Below are 16048 nucleotides of genomic sequence, written 5' to 3' on the forward strand. Positions count from 1 at the left end.
TCGCACTGAAGCAAGAAACAGGAATAAGGAACGTTCACGTTCATTGTAAACGTCCCTTCGCCGAATTACAATTCAATGATGAATTTATAATGATTCTTTCCGGACTGAAAGCGTTACAAACCCTCTTGATGACTCCTAACCGTATTGTTATAAGCCGATTTGTTTTTTTCTAAACGGATTCGTCAGCTGATCTTCATAGAGATTAAAATCCTGCGGGAGCAAATTCATTAAATCCTGTTTGTTCGGCTTCTGGGCTTTGCTTAACAACCGGACCGCCTGATACCGTATGGCTTTCTCAATCAAATTTCTGACATATCTCGCGTTGCTGAAATGCAGCTCTGTCAGCTTTTGAATATAAAGATGCTCTTTTATTTTTTTTATCGTCTCGGGCATTAACACATATTCGCGTTCGGAAGCCATTTTCTCCGATATCTTGATCAGCTGATCCACTTGATAATCAGGAAAATCAACTTGAATGGGAAATCGTGACGGCAGCCCGGGGTTCGTTTGCAGGAAATGATCGATCTCATCAGGGTACCCGGCCAGGATCAGGATAAAGTCGTTCTTGTGATCCTCCATGGCCTTGACGAGGCAGTCAATGCTTTCCTTGCCAAAATCCTTCTCTCCGCCCCGCGCCAGGCTGTAGGCCTCATCAATAAACAGAATCCCGCCCAGCGCCTTTTTGACCATTTCACGGGTTTTTAGCGCCGTATGGCCTATGTACTCTCCAACAAGGTCTGCACGCTCCACCTCGATCAGATGCCCTTTGGACAAGACGCCCATCGATTTAAACAGCTTGGCAACGATTCGGGCCACTGTCGTTTTGCCTGTCCCCGGGTTTCCTTTGAAAATCATGTGGTACACATGAGACCCCGCATGCAGGCCGGCTTCCGTTCGAAATTGCTTGATTTGAAGCACCGCATATATTTGGAAAATCAGTTCCTTAACATCTTCAAGACCAATCATGCCGTCAAGCTCTTTAAAAATGTCCGAAAATGTTTCGAGATGCGCAGGTATGGTTTTCCCGTTAATTTCGATCATCTGCGCTGCAGGCGGTTCCTGGTTGTTGAAGACAACATTAATTTGACGGTCCCTTTTGGTTATTTTACGCGTGTCCTCCTCCATCGCTCTCACCTCTTCACTCATTTTATGCATCAAGCCGCTGAGATCATGTTTTAAACTTTTGGCGCTTGTACTAAGGCTTCCTATTTTTGAATAGGGGATGAGACAATAATCGACACATCCTTCTGTTTACTCACGTGACTTTTGTATAATAAAATTGAACTGACGAACTTATGGGCGGGGACGATCACGATGGACCGAAAAGAGCTGGAGATTGAAGACATTGTTGAACAGCGGGGTTCAGTTTGGGAATGTTCAAGGAATGGAATAAGGAAAGCATCAATAACGAACCAGAAAGCTTATTTATAAACGCGAGCTGATAATCAATGAGGCGGCCCCTAGGGACCGCCCTTTTTTTCGTAAGGCATCAACCTCACTTTGAGATGATGATGGAGAACAGTTTATAATATACCAAGTTTGGCTGCAGCCTTTTGTCATATTCGGATCTGATTCAGTTTACGGTCCAGCACATAAATGTTTCCGTTCAGATCAGAGTAAAGCCTGCCGTTCAGGTCGCTCTATTTCTCGACTTTGCCGTCCGTTTCAATGCGGTATATACCGTGAGCCCCATTTTCTTGATCCCGAGAAAACCGGTTATACGTTCCGATCACCAAGCTCCCATCCTTTTCAAGCACTGACCACCTGAATATCGTGAGTATTCAATTGATCATTGATGACGTGACAGTACCCTTGGCTTTGGTCAAAGTCAATTCGCCCGCAAGATCCGCGTTTCTTACAGTGACCTCTTCCGGTGCGGTACGGATCACCCAAGAGGCCCCATCCTGATTTTTTTAGCGCTTCACCGGATCGTATCCACCGGCTCATCGATACGCCATCCTTTGCCTTCGACATAGCGCAATTTAATTGTTTTTTCTTCAAATTCATCAAAGAGCGGTACTTGGAAACGGAAGGATCTCGTTCCTTTGCCGTCTTGGATTAATGTCGCCTTGGCATCTGCCCAGCCCGTCATACTTCCGCCGTCAGCCTCAGGTTGGGCCAATTTCCCTTCAATTTCCACAATAGAGCCGTTCTCCGTCTGCTTTTTCCAATAAGCCTCCGCCTGTTCAGGCGTATAGATCTCTTCGATATAGGAGATGAATTTGTCCTTCGTATCTAAATCGCTGCCCATCCAACGGTAAGGATGTTCTTTCCCCGGAACGGAAAAGGACTCGCTGATGTGTTGTCCGTCGCCGCCCAGCAGAACAGCTGCAATACTTAGAATAAACCCGGTGGCCATGAAAGCAGCGAAGACATCCAGCTTCTTCTTGTGTTTAAGCAGATGAACCAGGGTATCGATCAGTGGAATTAATGTAGCGATGGACAGAGCCGCTACTTCCGACATATGATTCTCCAGGACTTTGAAGACCCATACCGGCAACCCGACATTGATGAATAAAGAAATGAATATCCCTCGTATCACCCTTTTCCGATCCATCTATTACAACCCTCTCTCATTCGTATACAAGCCGTGAAAACCAAAAGGAATGTGATGAGGAACCTCAGCCCGTCCTACCTCCTCCAAGTTGCGGGCATTACATACTAACAAATAGGACCTTCCTTTCAAGCCGTCCAAAACTACGGAAGCAAGAGGCCGTCATCCTCCGCTGTTGCTCCGGGAGAAGGAACAAATCCCGGTTCACCCGGATAACTGCCTTCTTTATGCCAAATCCAGGATTCACCTGTATGCGTATCGATTTTGATCAATTGGTTGCTTACGTTTTCCGGACGAAGCTGACTTGTGCTGATTCCATAGGCATAACGATATTCCCGTCCGTTAAAGCGTTGATAAGGAATAGCCGGAAGCTCTATCGTTTCGGGAGACAATATCTCAATCCGCGCATTAGATGTACCAGGAAGCAGAGTGAATCGTTTGAACTTGGGATGGGACTGCGCCGATTTCTCTCCCATCATTTGATCAATAAACAAATTGTTCACTGCAGCGGCGTTTTCCGACATACAAACATCCACAATAATATCGGAACCCTTCTCATATGCATTAATCTCGTGGTAACCAAAACCCGCATCGCCTTCCACCATTTCTTGCTCCAATGTTGTTAGGCCCATGTGAAATGTTTGCATAACTTCCTCCTATTGCTCGCTTTTTTTAAGCGTACCAACCATGAAACGGAACATATCCTGCAGCTTCGCAGCCTGACGATCCGGATTTTTGTCCAGCAGCTGGTTTATGCGTAATCCATAGGACAAGGTGACAAACATGGAAGCAAAGGATTTGGCATCTACATCAACCGGTATGGCGCCGTGCTCTTGCCCAACCTTGATCCATGCTCAGACAACAACAAAGAATTTTGATGTACTTCTTCCAAAATCGCTGCCGTTTTCATATTATGTCTTTGGCTTAATAAATAAATAAATAAAAATGAGATTACTTACTTCTCTCTCAGCAAACGAGGATACAAGAGCTTGAACAGGCTTCCGGACATCCTTGTCCTTTGATTGATTAACCTTCATGGAAGCTATGATTTAATTCCTCCATATAGCCTAATAGAATTTTCCCGAACAGCTCATCCTTGCTTTTCACATAATGGTATATTGCTCCTTTAGACAAGCCGGTTCTTTCCATAATGTCCTGCAGAGTCGTTTGTTGACATCCCTTTTCTTTAATCAGCTGCTCGGTCGTCGATAAAATAAATTGAAATGTATTTTGATCCATTTGATCCTCCTCTAATTCCAAAAAAACCGACCGTAGGTCTGTATTTTTATGATACATACCGTCAGTCGGTTTGTTTTCACTTTTTTGAAGAGCCCTCTTCATCGGATTTGCATTACGCCAGGCTAACGATTAGTTCACGCAGGGGAAGTTCTTCCATGGAACTCAAACGCTGATCATACTCCCCGAACTGAAGTTTGGCGGTAACGCTGTTCGGTACAATCACGCACCACATGCCAGCACGCTTGGCCGCAAGCGCTCCGTTAGGCGAATCCTCGAACGCTACGGCCGCCTCAGGACGTACGCCAAGCCCCTCCAACGTCTTCCTGTACAGCTCAGGGTCCGGTTTGACCTTGGTCACATCATCGGACGTACGAATGCAATCAAACCACGGAAGGAGACCGAAACGCTCCAAATAACCGGTAACCCATGCTCGCGATGAGCTTGAGGCCAGGCCGACGCGCAGACCCAGTTCTTTCGCTTCCTGCAAATAGGCGCGAACGCCCGGACGTACGTCCGCATGCCGCATTTTCTCCTCATAGGTCATCTTGTGCCTTTGACGTGCTGCCTCCCTATCCCATGCCCGGCCTATTCGCGCTTCTAAATCATCATAAGGATTAAAGGCTTCCGGTCCGGTTCCGATGCATTGCCCCCAAATGTCAAGAGTCAGTTCACAGCCGTGCTGCCGGTACATCTCTTGAAACGATTCAAACTCCGGCGTCTCCGTATCCACAATCAGCCCGTCGAAATCAAACACCACCGCTTGGATCACGTTCGTCATCTCCCTTCATTCCTTGTAAACTATCGTACTATGTCCGGAGTTCCTTGGATAGCATATTTTTTCTTCTAACAAAAAAGCGCCTGCCTTCCGGGGCAAGCGCAGCACGCAGCCATCAGGACTCCGCCGCCAGCGTCAGCTTCTTCTTATACACCCATTTGGATAACGAAATGCTGAATTCATAAAGCAGCAGCAGCGGGATAATTACCAGAATATCGGATATGAAATCCGGCGGCGTGACCGTAATGGAAACGACAACCAAAACAAAATAGGCAACTTTTCTCGCTTTCGCCAGCTTAACAGGATTAATCAGCCCGATTTTCGTCAAAAACATCACAATCGCCGGCATTTCAAACAGCAGCCCAAACGGTAAAGTAAGGTTCAGCATAAAACGGAAATATTTGTCCGCCGTATACATCATCAGTACTTGATCCTGGGCCATTTCCTTCATAAAGGAGAGCACCATCGGAAATAAAACAAAATAACCGAAAGAGATCCCTGCAGCAAACAGAACGGCAAGAGCGGGAATGAAAGCGAGCGCCGCCCTTCTCTCATCGGGCTTTAACGCCGGTTTGACAAAGCCCCATGTCTGGATGCCTGCAACAGGTATGGTCACCGCAATCGCAAACACGCCGGAGATCATCAGATACACCCACAGCAAATCGGTCGGACCCAGTACGGTAAGCCTGCCTTCCATGTCGCGAACCAGCCAGGCATATATTGGTTTGGCATATAAAAAGGCGGCGGCAAGCGCAACCAGGAAGGAGCACAAAGTCACGATCAAACGCCTTCTCATTTCTTCCAAATGAGTGATTACTTGCAATTCCTGATCTTGTTGTGCCATGAGATTTCCTCCGTAATCAAAAGATCGCTTCCGGTATGAAACAAGCGGAGGGGGTTCCGCTTGTCCACCGGAAGCGCGCATATTGGCTTGCATTAAGACTGTGTTTTCTCGACAGCAATCAAGTGAGGCTTGGTTTCAGCCGGCGAAGCGTTGGCAACGGCAGCGGAGGCGGGTTTCTCCTGCGTCTTGTCGTTATCGGTCTTCTCTTCGTCTCCACCGATCAATCCCTTCGTGGCGCTTTTAAATTCACTCAAGGTACGGCCAAAAGCTCTTCCGAGCTCGGGAAGCTTGGACGGTCCGAAAATGATTAAGGCAATGATTAAGATTAAGATCAATCCGGGAATCCCGATATTACCAAACGGCATGTAAAGTCAGCTCCTTATTAAAATTGAAAACCGGTAATCGCGATCACGGCCGGACGAGGCATCGTATCTCCCGGACGGCGCGGCCAAGTGCTGGTCGGTTTGCTTGGATCTGTCGTGTTTTCACCCGGATGCTGCACGGCGAGGAACAAGGTGCTTTCATCGGGTGTAAACCAGGGGCCTGTCATCTCGGCTTCGACCGGAGCGGAAGCAAACTGCATCGCAACTCCCATATTCGGACCCGTTGTCGGGATCACAAACATGCCGTTGTTGGCAAACGAAGTGAATACTCCCTTGTTCAAGCTGCCTGAAGATATATCGGTTACTGTCCACAGATTGCCGTTGCTGTCGAAGGTAAGGTTGTCCGGCGCGCTGAAGCCGCTTTGGCGTCCGCCTGCGGCAAAAATCTCAAAGTCAAATTCCATCGCGCCAAGGTCACTGTCTTTCTCAAAGAAGCGGGTGATGTGCCCGTGAATGTTCCCGTGATTGTCATTGTTGGTGTGAGCTACGAAGAAGGTATTGTCAAAAGGACAAATTTCGATGTCCTCAGGACGATCCGTCGGCGTTGCGCCAAGAATCAAGGCCGCTTCGTGCGTATTCACACAAACATCCGCCTGCGTCTGGAATTTGGCCGCGAGCTCTTCTTTTGTCGCTTTAATCAGGCTAGGCACCTTGAATTTTTCATCCTTCAATGCTTTCTGGACGGCTTCGATAGTAAGAGCAATCCACTTGCCTTTCTTCAAATCCGCAGCGTAGAGCGTTCCTTCCGTCAGCAGAGCCGTATTGGCGCGACCCATTTCGGGTACATAATTGTTCTTGGAAACGAATTTGTACACACAGGCATCCTTCTTGTCGTCTCCCATGTATACAACGACACGGCCGTCTTTGCTAAGGCCCATCGCCGTATTCTCATGGTTAAAGCGGCCGAGCGCGGTGTGCTTGCGGATTTCAAATGTCGGATCAAACGGATCGACTTCCACAACCCACCCGTAGTGCGTAGCATCCAGCCCCGCTTGTCCGGACGTCTCTTCAAAGTTTTCCTCACAGGTCAGCAGCGTGTTCCACAGCGTCATGCCGCCGGAACAGTTCGCGAATGTTCCCTGAACATTCACCGCCCCATTCACCGCCTTCGTTCCTGCAGCAGGACCCACTAATTTCGTTGGCGTCAAACCGGTCACGCGGCGTGCGTATTTCGATTGGGTGTCGAGCTTCCAGACCCCTTTTTCGTCGCGGCGCACTTCGATGACCGACCCGCCCTGAACATACAGCATTTTCTTGATCTGCTCCGCCGTATAATTCCCGTCGGCGCCCGGCTGGCCATGGACGAACACATCGCTGGAGTATTCATGGTTTACCCACAGCAAGCCGTGCGTATTGGAGCCGTCGATCGGAAAATAGACGGTAAAATCATTGTTAAAACCAAACGTATCTCCTGCTTCGTTAATGACGTCTCCGTACGCAGCCACCACATCGTATTTAAATCCTTTTGGAAGAATCACATCGTCTACCTTACTGTGCGCAATCGGCTCAAAAAAACCGGACACTTTGTTGCTTTTGTAACCAAACAAGTGGTCAGCCGTCCTGGCGGCATAGGCTTTATCGCCGCCGGTCAGGGACCCTAGTCCGGCAGATGCGGCGGCCAGCGCAGCCGTACCTGTACCCAAATAAGCAAGAAACTTTCTTCTGTTCATCTCCATACCATTACACCGTCCGTTTCTCCGTATTGGTAATGATTGTTTTCAAAGCTATCATACGGGTCAAACGTAAAAGGAAGATTAAGGCGGTATGGATTTTTTGTAAATGAGCGTATGAAAATGCATTGTATATTCATCTATTTTATCGTATATTTATTCATGAATTGTCGGATATAACCTATAAACGAGGAGTCGAACGAGACATTGAGCACGGCCTTTTTTTCATATATCGAGTCATTGGCCCTGAGGACATGGCCCGCGGAGACGGAAGAATACCACAACGGTTGGTTTTTTCGGGCCTCCGGCGGGATCACCAGACGGGCGAACAGCATCTGGACATCCGACGGCACAGGGCCTTGGCAGCTGGATGACGCCAGGCCCAAGATGGCCGAGGCATTCTACCGGAAGCACCTTCTTCCCTTGCGATATCATATCAGCGACGCATCGCCCGCGGGCTTGGACGCTTGGCTGGAGCGGCAAGGATATGCAAAGGAAACCCCATGCTCCGTAATGATCGCCGATACGGACGAGGTTTGCGAAAGGACCGAAGCATCCCGTAACACCAAAATCAAAACGGTCGTCCAGCATCGGCATGACCCGGCGTGGGTGGAGCATTTTATACATATGGAAGGGTTTAAATCCGAGGCTGCCGGTTTTTATGACGGCTTATTCCATCGGGTGAAGCCCGACAAAGGGTTTGTGAGCCTGATTGACGGAGAGCGGTGCGTTGGGGCAGGTATGGCCGTTGCCGAGGATGGTTGGGCAGGTTTCGTCAATGTTGTGATTCATCCTCAGGAACGCGGCTGCGGACTGGGAAAGCTGCTTCTGCACGAATTGGCCCAGTGGAGCCGCGACCATGGAGCCTCCCGATTGTACTTGCAGGTCATGAACGACAATGCCCCCGCGATTCGGCTGTATAGCAGTACAGGCTACAAAAGACTCTACGGGTTTCATTATCGTACACAGACTTCATCATAACTTTATGCATAAAAAACTCCCTGTTCCGTAAGCTTTCAGCAGCATACGCAGCAGGGAGTTTCAGTAAATACACTTATGATTTTTTCTCATCCTGGGGCTTGCTGTTATCTTCTTTATCCCCGGATACGAGGCCGCGAGTGGATTCCTTAAATTCGCTCAGCGTTCTGCCGAAGGCTCTCCCCAGCTCGGGAAGCTTGGACGGTCCGAACAGCAGCAATACTACGATCACGATCAATACGAGACCGCCGATACCGATATTACCAGGCAAGTCATTCCTCTCCTTTACGTTCAAACAGGTGTAGCTTTATTATATCAGCTTGTTTATGGAAAAGAAACCGTTCCCGCATTGTGCCTCGCCAACCTGCCATTCTATTCCGCTATTCAGATTTCCGTCTGCTGTCCGAATACCATCCTGACCTTGTCCCACTGCCATTTGGTTAAGGCTAATGTCTCCCTGCCTTTATGCCAGGCCATCATGAGCACCCTGGAATCCATTGGCGAGACCGCGGGGTCTTCATATCCCAGAAACCGGGCGATATCGAGCGCCCTTACGGCGTGATAACGGTGAGTTATAATGACGGACGAGGTCCAGCCGTTACTGCGCATGATTTTTTGGCTGAACAGCATATTTTCGTAAGTGTTCGTTGCTTCATTTTCCAGGTAGATGTCGCTCTGGCGGACCCCCTTATCCACCAGATAATTGCGCATGCCTTCCGCTTCCGTAAGCTCGGCGTTCGCATGATCGTATCCGCCGGATACAATAATATGTTTAATGGTACCCGATTCATACAATTGAACCGCACGGTTCAAGCGCTCCTGTAATGCCGGACTCGGTTCCGTTTGCCACAGTGCGGCGCCTAGCACGATCCCTACCTCTTTGGGCGGGAGCTTGCCTTCCGGCAAGCTGGCCATCTTCCATTGAATGAATAGCACCCACAGGAGAGCGATGGCCGTAACCATCAGCATCACTTTGACCGGAAACCTTAAAGCTTTCGCCAACCGGGGCGCAGAATTTCCTCTTCTTACCTTCACTTTCAAACCGAACACTCCCATACCCCAATCATTTCAAAAAACGCTCCACCGCTGCAAATAATTGCGGCGCTTCCGGCTCCATGCAAATCAGATGACGGGAATGCGGAAAGTAAATCAATTCCCTTTCCCCCTTCAGCTTGCGGTAAATATACTCTGCGCTTCGGGGGTGTACAATTGGATCCCGTTTTCCTTGAGCAATCAGCGTCGGTACCGTAATCCGCGGCAGCTCACGCAGCTTCGTATAACGAGCCAGCTTCGTAAATTGAAGGGCTGCAGGAAGAGGCGTATGTTTAATACGGTACATTGGCTCCAAGTCCCTGCAGCGGAGGCGGCCGGCCAAATCGCGAATAAACAAGTACGGGCTGAAGTAAATCGCCGCGGCATTAAGCAGCACCAGCCTGCGTACTGGGAAGCGGTTGGCCAGATAAGCGGAGAGGAGTCCGCCCATGGAAAAGCCTACTACCTCAATCTCCCCAAACTGCCGCGCAAGCCGATCGGCCTCCCGCGCAGCCGCTCTCAGCCAATCCCGCCATGTGACGTCACCGAGTCCCTTCAAGCCTTGATCATGACCAGGCAGCGTAGGCACATGACAATGAAAGCCTTGCTCGCGCAAATGCTCGGCCAGGGGCATGACCTCGTAAGGTCCGCCGGTAAATCCGTGCAGCAGCAAACAGCAGCGGCCATCTAATGACGGCGTGCCGGGAGCGGATGCCGAAGCATCCGGTTCAGGGCAGCCGCTAATATGAAGCGTCATAAGTACTTCTCCCCTTTAATGACGATGGAAGTTGTCGTTTCGTTCCGTTCTCCATAAAAATATTTAACCACAGCCGGATACATACGACTCTTTCTCCCCGGGTTTGATGTCAAAAAAGCAGCGTGGCGAACCACGCTGCTTTCTATTTTTCAGTTATCTCTATCGATTGGATCGTGACTTTCTCCGTCGGTACGCTCGGCGTCGGCTCATTCCCTTGCTTCACCGGTGTAGCGGCGATGTTCAGCACAACATCCATGCCCTCCACGACTTTGCCGAAAATGGTATATTTCTTGGGCAGGCCTTTGCTGTCCTCGCCCGTACAAATGAAAAACTGGCTGCCGTTCGTGTTTTTGCCCGAGTTCGCCATAGCGACAATGCCCGGCTCATATTGATGAGGCGAATTCAGTTCATCCTCGAACTTATAGCCGGGACCTCCCGTTCCATTGCCGAGCGGGTCGCCGGTTTGGATCATAAACGACTGGATGATCCGGTGGAACGTGATGTCGTTATAGAAGCCTTCTCTCGATAGGAAGACAAAATTGTTAACCGTCTTCGGAGCGTCTTTGGCGAACAGCTCGATCGTGAATGTGCCTTTGGAAGTCGTCACCTTCGCATGATACGTTTTGTTCGGATCAATCTTCATCTCTGGAGGAGATGACCAGGATTTCTTCCCGGCCGGCTCTTGGGACGATGCATTTTGCCCGGCAGGCTGGCCGCCGCTTTGAGGAGCGTTCCCCGTATTCGAAGGCGCAGTTTTCGTGCCGCAGCCCGTCATCATCAGGGCCAGGAGCGCTGCAGTGCAGAACCAGATGGCTATTTTTCGTAATCGCAAAGCTTTCATCCTTAGCAATTCACTCCAATGCTGTTATGTCGAAATGCGGATAGTATCCGGTGTTCATTATACTACGGATGTACGCCAAATTAAAAAACCAAACGAAGTGCCTCATTACTGCCTTTGAGCGTTCGAAGCTCAGCGTACCCATCCTGGTATCGGCTCCTCAGGTATGACGGCCCCAGGCTCGGAGGCCGGCGGGAACTGGATACCGGGTCCGCCGGAGCCGTCTGCCGGAGGAGCCGGCCCTGTGCCGCCGGTACCATTATCGAAGTCTGTGCGGGGTTTATCGGTGCCGGTGCCGCTACCGTTTTGGCCGCTGTCCGGTGTACGTTTGCCGCCATTCTGACGGCCTGGCCCCGTCTGCCCTCCCGGACCATACCCGTTCCCCGGTCGATCGGTTCCCGGCAGGCCTGTTCCCGGTCTCTCTCCCGGCCTTGTTCCAGACTCTCCAGTGTCTGGGTATTCCGTTCCAGGATCATTCGGATCCGCTTGCTCTTCATTCGGATCCGTACCCGGCAGCTCCGGATGCAAAGGATTCGAATCGTCGCCTTGCTCCGGAACCGTGACGGATACTACGTTGGAACGCGGGCCTGCCGTATTGTTTTCCCCATTCAGCGGCACAACAACATATTGATAAGTATCCGGCTGTATGGCGGAAATATCGTTTACTTCCGTTGCTGTCGTGGTGATGAGAGGTTCTGCCGGGAAATCCTGCATTTTGCTGTCCTTGCGGAATAATTGATACGATACCCCGGAGCCCACGCCGCTCCAACGGAGATGGACCGATCGTTTATCCTGTTGATATTCCGCCGTCAAGTCACCGATTGCTTTTGGAGGCGCAGCAGGCTCCTCCACGCCGGCCGGCCTCTTAAATGACCTGACCGGACGATTCATCAGCGATTTCTGCATCACTTCTTTGAAGATCGCCGCGGCGCTGCCGCTGCTCATCGATACATAATGCTTCGAATCGGTCTTGTCGAATCCCATCCAGACCGCAGCTGTCCATTCCGGGGTATAGCCGACAAACCACAAGTCCCGCATGTATCGTTCCAACCCTTTGATATCCAGCTGCGTCGAGCCGGTTTTACCTGCAACCGGACGTTCGAATTTTGCCGCCGTACCGGTTCCCCCGGGTTCAACCACCGTTCGCAGCATCTGGGTCATATACCAAGCCGTTTTGGCGCTCATCACAGGCGACTTCCGCTCTTCTTTAAACGAAGCCACCTCACCCTTGTCATTCGTAATTTTGATAATCGCATGAGGTTTGTTCATATACCCATTGTTGGCAAATGCGCTGTAAGCTCCGGCCATCTGAAGCGTGGTTACACCTTTGTGCAATCCCCCCAGCGCAATGGCCAGGTTGTTATCCTCGGGCGTCAGCTCGATTCCCAATTTGCGGACGAAATCCCTGCCGGTCCTGACCCCGATCTCATTCAACAGATCGACGGCAGGCATGTTGATCGATCTTCTGATCGCTTCCTGCATGGTGACCTCGCCGCGATAAACGCCATCGTAGTTTCTGGGCGAATACCCGTTGTACGATCTCTGTTCGTCTCTAAGCCGCGAGTATGGCGTATACCCTTTTTCTTCAATTGCAGGCGCGAAGACCACAAGCGGTTTAAACGCCGAACCCGGCTGTCTAGGTTGAGACACGGCACGGTTCAACCCGCGCGTCACATAGTCCCTTCCTCCGATCATGGCGACGATGCCGCCATCCTCATTATTCAGAATGACCATGCTGCTTTGCATTTTTTGCTGCGGACCGTCTTTTTGGAAAAATTTATTATTCGCATACGTTTGTTCCATGATTCTCTGAGCTACAGGGTCTAAGGTCGTGTAAATCTTATACCCTCCCCGCAGCAAATCATCTTCCTCAAAGCCGTACATATCCTGCGCTTCCTTGAGCACATAGTCGATATACGTTTGGTAATTGCTTTCCGCCACACCCTTCGGAGGCGTATACTCCACGGCGGCCGCTTCCGCCCGCTGCGCTTCGGTAATATAGCCTTGCTCCTGCATCAGTTTAAGCACAACCGCCCGGCGCTCCATAGATTTTTCAGGATCGTTCAACGGATTATATGCATTCGGCGCCTTGGGCATAGCGGCGAGCGTTGCCATTTGCCATAATTTCAGTTGATTTAAATCCGACACGCCGAAGTATACTTTGGACGCCGCTTTCACACCGTAAGCTCGCTTGCCAAAATAAATACGATTTAAATAATAGCTTAAAATTTCATCTTTCGTATATCTTTGCTCGAGCGCTACCGCAATGGACATCTCCGTCGCTTTGCGGAAAAACGTTTTGTCCGAGCTCAAGAACACGTTTTTGGCCAACTGCTGCGTGATCGTACTGCCGCCCTCCACCATGCTGCGGGCGACGATATCCTTGACCAAAGCGCGGCCGATGCCCAAAAAGTCAACGCCTGCGTGTTCCTCGAACCGTTTGTCCTCCGTGGCAACAAAAGCTTTTTTCAGCAGGTCCGGAATTTCGGACGAATCTACATTCTCCCGGTTTTCCACTTTCAACGAACCCGCTTCCTGCCCATGCACATCGTAAATGTGGGACGCTTCGCTAAACTCTAATTTATCCAAATTTTCGGTCAAGATCCGGTTGCCGTTGACGATAATAAAGATATACACTCCCATGGCACAGATCGCTGCCACTGCTCCTGCAACGAAGGTCCACCAAAACACTTTTCCTATCGAAACTTTCTTTGCCTTCTTTTTGACCTTGCCCGACGCCGGTTTTTTCTCCATGGATGCTTTTCTCGGTGTCTTGCTGTTTCTTTCCGTCATGCCCCGACTCCCTTTCTTTATCTGTCTCTTGCGTTTTACAGGATCTGAACCTGCAGCACTGCCTCTTAAAGAAAGAACAACCCAAGGAATCAGGGTTGCTCAGGGAACTGTATTCTAATAGACGTACCGGATGACCAAAATGTTGCTTCCAAAAATTTGTGCTCTTGGCGCAGTCAAACGTGATTACTCGCCGCTTTCCGGCTGCTGCATCAAAGAAACCGCACGCTGCGGGGTAAAGGTCGAGATGGCATGTTTGTATACCATTTGCTGACGGCCTTCACTATCAATGATAATGGTAAAATTATCGAATGCGCGAATCACGCCGCGAATTTGAAACCCATTGGTCAGATAGACGGTGACTGGAATGTTCTCCTTGCGTAGTTGGTTTAAAAACGTGTCTTGAATGTTGATCGTCTTATTCATCCATGGGCCCCCTCCAAAATAATTAACGGTCAAGCTTAAGCTTTTGTGCTATTATAGCATGAATCTGTTCCAGGTGTGTAGGAAATTCTGCCAATTCACTCACATCAACCCATTCGATATCCTTCATGCGGCGAAACCATGACAACTGCCGCTTGGCAAAATGACGGGTGTCCCGCTTAAGCAGCACAACCGCTTCCTCAAGCGAATAATGGCCCAAGAGATAACCTGCAATCTGTTTGTAGCCAAGCCCCTGCATCGCAACCGACGACGGACTGCAGCCTTGTACCAGCAAGCCTCTTACCTCCTCCACCAAGCCTTGCTGCATCATGGAATCGATTCGCTCTTCAATACGTTTATATAGTAAAGCTCTATCCATTGTCAACCCGACGATACACAATTCGTACGGCGACTGTTTTTTTTGACGTTTCAACTGATCCGACAACCGCTCTCCGGAGACATGAAAAATTTCGAGCGCCCGGATAATCCGCCGCTGATCGTTGGGATGCAAACGCTCCGCGCTTTCCGGGTCTACCTGCTTAAGCCGTTCATGAAGAGCTTCCGCGCCTTGCGCTTGGGCAAAAGCCTTCTGTTCTTCGCGGAAAGCGTCGTCCGAGCCGGCATCGCTGAATTGAAAGTTATAGCACACCGACTCGATATACAATCCAGTGCCACCGACGATAAAAGGCAGCTTGCCGCGTCCATGGATCTCCCGGATCAGTTCTGTGCATCTTTCTTGAAATTCCGCTACGGAAAACGGCTCATCCGGATCACGGATATCGATCATATGGTGCCTGATTCTGGCCCGTTCTTCGGGAGTAGCTTTGGCTGTGCCGATGTCCATCCCGCGATATACCTGCATCGAGTCTCCAGAAATGATTTCCGCGTTGTATTGTTCAGCCAGCGTAAGGCTCAGCTTCGTCTTGCCGACGGCAGTAGGGCCGACCAGCACAAGGAGCCTTGGCCGCTGCCGGTCCGTTTCTGTCAGCATCTGATCACTCCATAAGCAATTTTGTTCCCGGAGAGGTGCACTTCGGCAAAACCGAGGCGGGCGAATTGCTCGCTGTCGCGGTGCTCCTTCATGACGACGGCCCTGCGGGAAGCCCGTATCGCTTCCTGCACGCTCTCTTCCGACAGCGGCCGGTCGTCGGCTAATCCGCGAATCGCCCCTATGGAAGCCGACTCTGTGATCGGCTTGCGGAACATCGGATCGAAATAAACGACATCGACGCTGCTGTCCGGCAGGTCGCGCAAGTAGTCCAAATGGTCCATTTGGATCACCTCAATACGGCGCATGGCGTCATTCAAGCCGGCCACATCGGAATGATAGGTCTTCAGACCTTGCTGCAGTAAAAAACAAGGAATGCCCGCATTCTCAATCGCCGTCACCTTGCCGTCCGCCCCTACAGCAAAGGAGAAAACGAGCGCATCGGAGCCGAGTCCGGCCGTACAATCGACAATCCGGTCACCGGGTCTGACGCCTGCGATCTCCAGGAGGGGATCGCTTTCGCCTTTGAGCAGCCGCTTGATGCGAATAACCGCCATACTGGGATGAAAAAACAAGGGTGCCCGCCGGGCATGATGATACTCGAGCCTTTCCTTGGACACCAGAAGGATCTCCTCGTCCCCGTATCGCCGCCTCAACTGCGACAAAGACATCTGCCGGCGTTCAATATAGCGGCCGTTCAGCAGATGCGCGAGCCGCCGGGCTTCTTCCAGCTGCGCGGGACAGGGATCATAGGAGGTAGTAACGAACAACGCTGAT

Annotated in this window: 16 protein-coding genes and 1 pseudogene; 1 reads left to right on the forward strand and 16 read right to left on the reverse strand. The window is 50.5% G+C overall.

All coding sequences use genetic code 11. The annotated features are described in order from the left end of the window. Positions 1-147: 147 nt before the first annotated feature. The 8 genes and pseudogenes from IJ22_RS10250 to IJ22_RS10285 form a co-directional block, all read right to left on the reverse strand. Positions 148-1125, reverse strand: a complete 978-nt coding sequence (locus IJ22_RS10250) for an AAA family ATPase (RefSeq protein ID WP_054818214.1) — start codon at positions 1123-1125, stop codon at positions 148-150. Positions 1126-1921: 796 nt separating this feature from the next. Further along, positions 1922-2557, reverse strand: coding sequence for a DL-endopeptidase inhibitor IseA family protein (locus tag IJ22_RS10255; RefSeq protein WP_062408741.1), 636 nt, complete (start codon positions 2555-2557; stop codon positions 1922-1924). A gap of 3 nt (positions 2558-2560) precedes the next feature. Then, positions 2561-3201: pseudogene (locus IJ22_RS10260) on the reverse strand (carotenoid oxygenase family protein). A gap of 379 nt (positions 3202-3580) precedes the next feature. Continuing rightward, positions 3581-3793 (reverse strand): TetR/AcrR family transcriptional regulator, encoded by a 213-nt coding sequence (locus IJ22_RS10265; protein ID WP_054818209.1) that lies wholly within the window; start codon positions 3791-3793, stop codon positions 3581-3583. Positions 3794-3905: 112 nt separating this feature from the next. Further along, a complete protein-coding gene (locus IJ22_RS10270) occupies positions 3906-4562 on the reverse strand; it encodes an HAD family hydrolase (protein ID WP_054818257.1) in 657 nt (218 codons plus the stop codon). A 121-nt stretch (positions 4563-4683) separates the two neighbouring features. Then, complete coding sequence (gene tatC / locus IJ22_RS10275; RefSeq protein ID WP_054818256.1) at positions 4684-5412, reverse strand: twin-arginine translocase subunit TatC; 729 nt, start codon at positions 5410-5412, stop codon at positions 4684-4686. A 92-nt stretch (positions 5413-5504) separates the two neighbouring features. After that, a complete protein-coding gene (tatA, locus tag IJ22_RS10280) occupies positions 5505-5777 on the reverse strand; it encodes a twin-arginine translocase TatA/TatE family subunit (RefSeq protein ID WP_062408742.1) in 273 nt (90 codons plus the stop codon). Between the two features lie 17 nt (positions 5778-5794). Continuing rightward, a complete protein-coding gene (locus tag IJ22_RS10285) occupies positions 5795-7471 on the reverse strand; it encodes a PhoX family protein (protein WP_062408743.1) in 1677 nt (558 codons plus the stop codon). A 201-nt stretch (positions 7472-7672) separates the two neighbouring features. Between IJ22_RS10285 and IJ22_RS10290 the strand changes: the two genes are divergently transcribed. Continuing rightward, complete coding sequence (locus IJ22_RS10290; protein ID WP_062408744.1) at positions 7673-8446, forward strand: GNAT family N-acetyltransferase; 774 nt, start codon at positions 7673-7675, stop codon at positions 8444-8446. A gap of 73 nt (positions 8447-8519) precedes the next feature. Here IJ22_RS10290 and tatA (IJ22_RS10295) read toward each other — a convergent pair whose 3' ends face one another. From tatA (IJ22_RS10295) to IJ22_RS10330, 8 genes are all read right to left on the reverse strand, one after another. Beyond that, a complete protein-coding gene (tatA, locus tag IJ22_RS10295; protein ID WP_062408745.1) occupies positions 8520-8714 on the reverse strand; it encodes a twin-arginine translocase TatA/TatE family subunit in 195 nt (64 codons plus the stop codon). A gap of 113 nt (positions 8715-8827) precedes the next feature. Continuing rightward, positions 8828-9478 carry a SanA/YdcF family protein gene (locus IJ22_RS10300; protein ID WP_235594341.1) on the reverse strand — a complete coding sequence of 217 codons (651 nt, stop codon included), beginning with the start codon at positions 9476-9478 and terminating at the stop codon, positions 8828-8830. 28 nt (positions 9479-9506) lie between these two features. After that, positions 9507-10232 carry an alpha/beta hydrolase gene (locus IJ22_RS10305; protein ID WP_082660765.1) on the reverse strand — a complete coding sequence of 242 codons (726 nt, stop codon included), beginning with the start codon at positions 10230-10232 and terminating at the stop codon, positions 9507-9509. 142 nt (positions 10233-10374) lie between these two features. Then, positions 10375-11073 (reverse strand): peptidylprolyl isomerase, encoded by a 699-nt coding sequence (locus IJ22_RS10310; protein WP_054818206.1) that lies wholly within the window; start codon positions 11071-11073, stop codon positions 10375-10377. Between the two features lie 129 nt (positions 11074-11202). Beyond that, a complete protein-coding gene (locus IJ22_RS10315; RefSeq protein ID WP_082660766.1) occupies positions 11203-13863 on the reverse strand; it encodes a PBP1A family penicillin-binding protein in 2661 nt (886 codons plus the stop codon). A 183-nt stretch (positions 13864-14046) separates the two neighbouring features. Next, positions 14047-14286, reverse strand: a complete 240-nt coding sequence (gene hfq / locus IJ22_RS10320) for an RNA chaperone Hfq (protein WP_054818203.1) — start codon at positions 14284-14286, stop codon at positions 14047-14049. Between the two features lie 22 nt (positions 14287-14308). Beyond that, positions 14309-15274, reverse strand: a complete 966-nt coding sequence (miaA, locus tag IJ22_RS10325) for a tRNA (adenosine(37)-N6)-dimethylallyltransferase MiaA (RefSeq protein WP_062408746.1) — start codon at positions 15272-15274, stop codon at positions 14309-14311. Continuing rightward, positions 15268-16041 carry a class I SAM-dependent methyltransferase gene (locus IJ22_RS10330; RefSeq protein ID WP_062408747.1) on the reverse strand — a complete coding sequence of 258 codons (774 nt, stop codon included), beginning with the start codon at positions 16039-16041 and terminating at the stop codon, positions 15268-15270. The genes miaA and IJ22_RS10330 overlap by 7 nt, the downstream gene beginning before the upstream one ends. Positions 16042-16048 lie beyond the last annotated feature (7 nt).

The organism is Paenibacillus naphthalenovorans, from assembly GCF_001465255.1.
Lineage (GTDB): Bacteria > Bacillota > Bacilli > Paenibacillales > NBRC-103111 > Paenibacillus_G > Paenibacillus_G naphthalenovorans.

Bases quoted from the DNA above. Each gene is read 5' to 3' on its own strand.
- IJ22_RS10250 (WP_054818214.1), bottom strand. From the start codon at position 1,125: ATGGAGGAGGACACGCGTAAAATAACCAAAAGGGACCGTCAAATTAAT.
- IJ22_RS10255 (WP_062408741.1), bottom strand. From the start codon at position 2,557: ATGGATCGGAAAAGGGTGATACGAGGGATATTCATTTCTTTATTCATC.
- IJ22_RS10265 (WP_054818209.1), bottom strand. From the start codon at position 3,793: ATGGATCAAAATACATTTCAATTTATTTTATCGACGACCGAGCAGCTG.
- tatC (WP_054818256.1), bottom strand. From the start codon at position 5,412: ATGGCACAACAAGATCAGGAATTGCAAGTAATCACTCATTTGGAAGAA.
- tatA (WP_062408742.1), bottom strand. From the start codon at position 5,777: ATGCCGTTTGGTAATATCGGGATTCCCGGATTGATCTTAATCTTAATC.
- IJ22_RS10285 (WP_062408743.1), bottom strand. From the start codon at position 7,471: ATGGAGATGAACAGAAGAAAGTTTCTTGCTTATTTGGGTACAGGTACG.
- IJ22_RS10305 (WP_082660765.1), bottom strand. From the start codon at position 10,232: ATGACGCTTCATATTAGCGGCTGCCCTGAACCGGATGCTTCGGCATCC.
- IJ22_RS10310 (WP_054818206.1), bottom strand. From the start codon at position 11,073: ATGAAAGCTTTGCGATTACGAAAAATAGCCATCTGGTTCTGCACTGCA.
- IJ22_RS10315 (WP_082660766.1), bottom strand. From the start codon at position 13,863: ATGACGGAAAGAAACAGCAAGACACCGAGAAAAGCATCCATGGAGAAA.
- hfq (WP_054818203.1), bottom strand. From the start codon at position 14,286: ATGAATAAGACGATCAACATTCAAGACACGTTTTTAAACCAACTACGC.
- miaA (WP_062408746.1), bottom strand. From the start codon at position 15,274: ATGCTGACAGAAACGGACCGGCAGCGGCCAAGGCTCCTTGTGCTGGTC.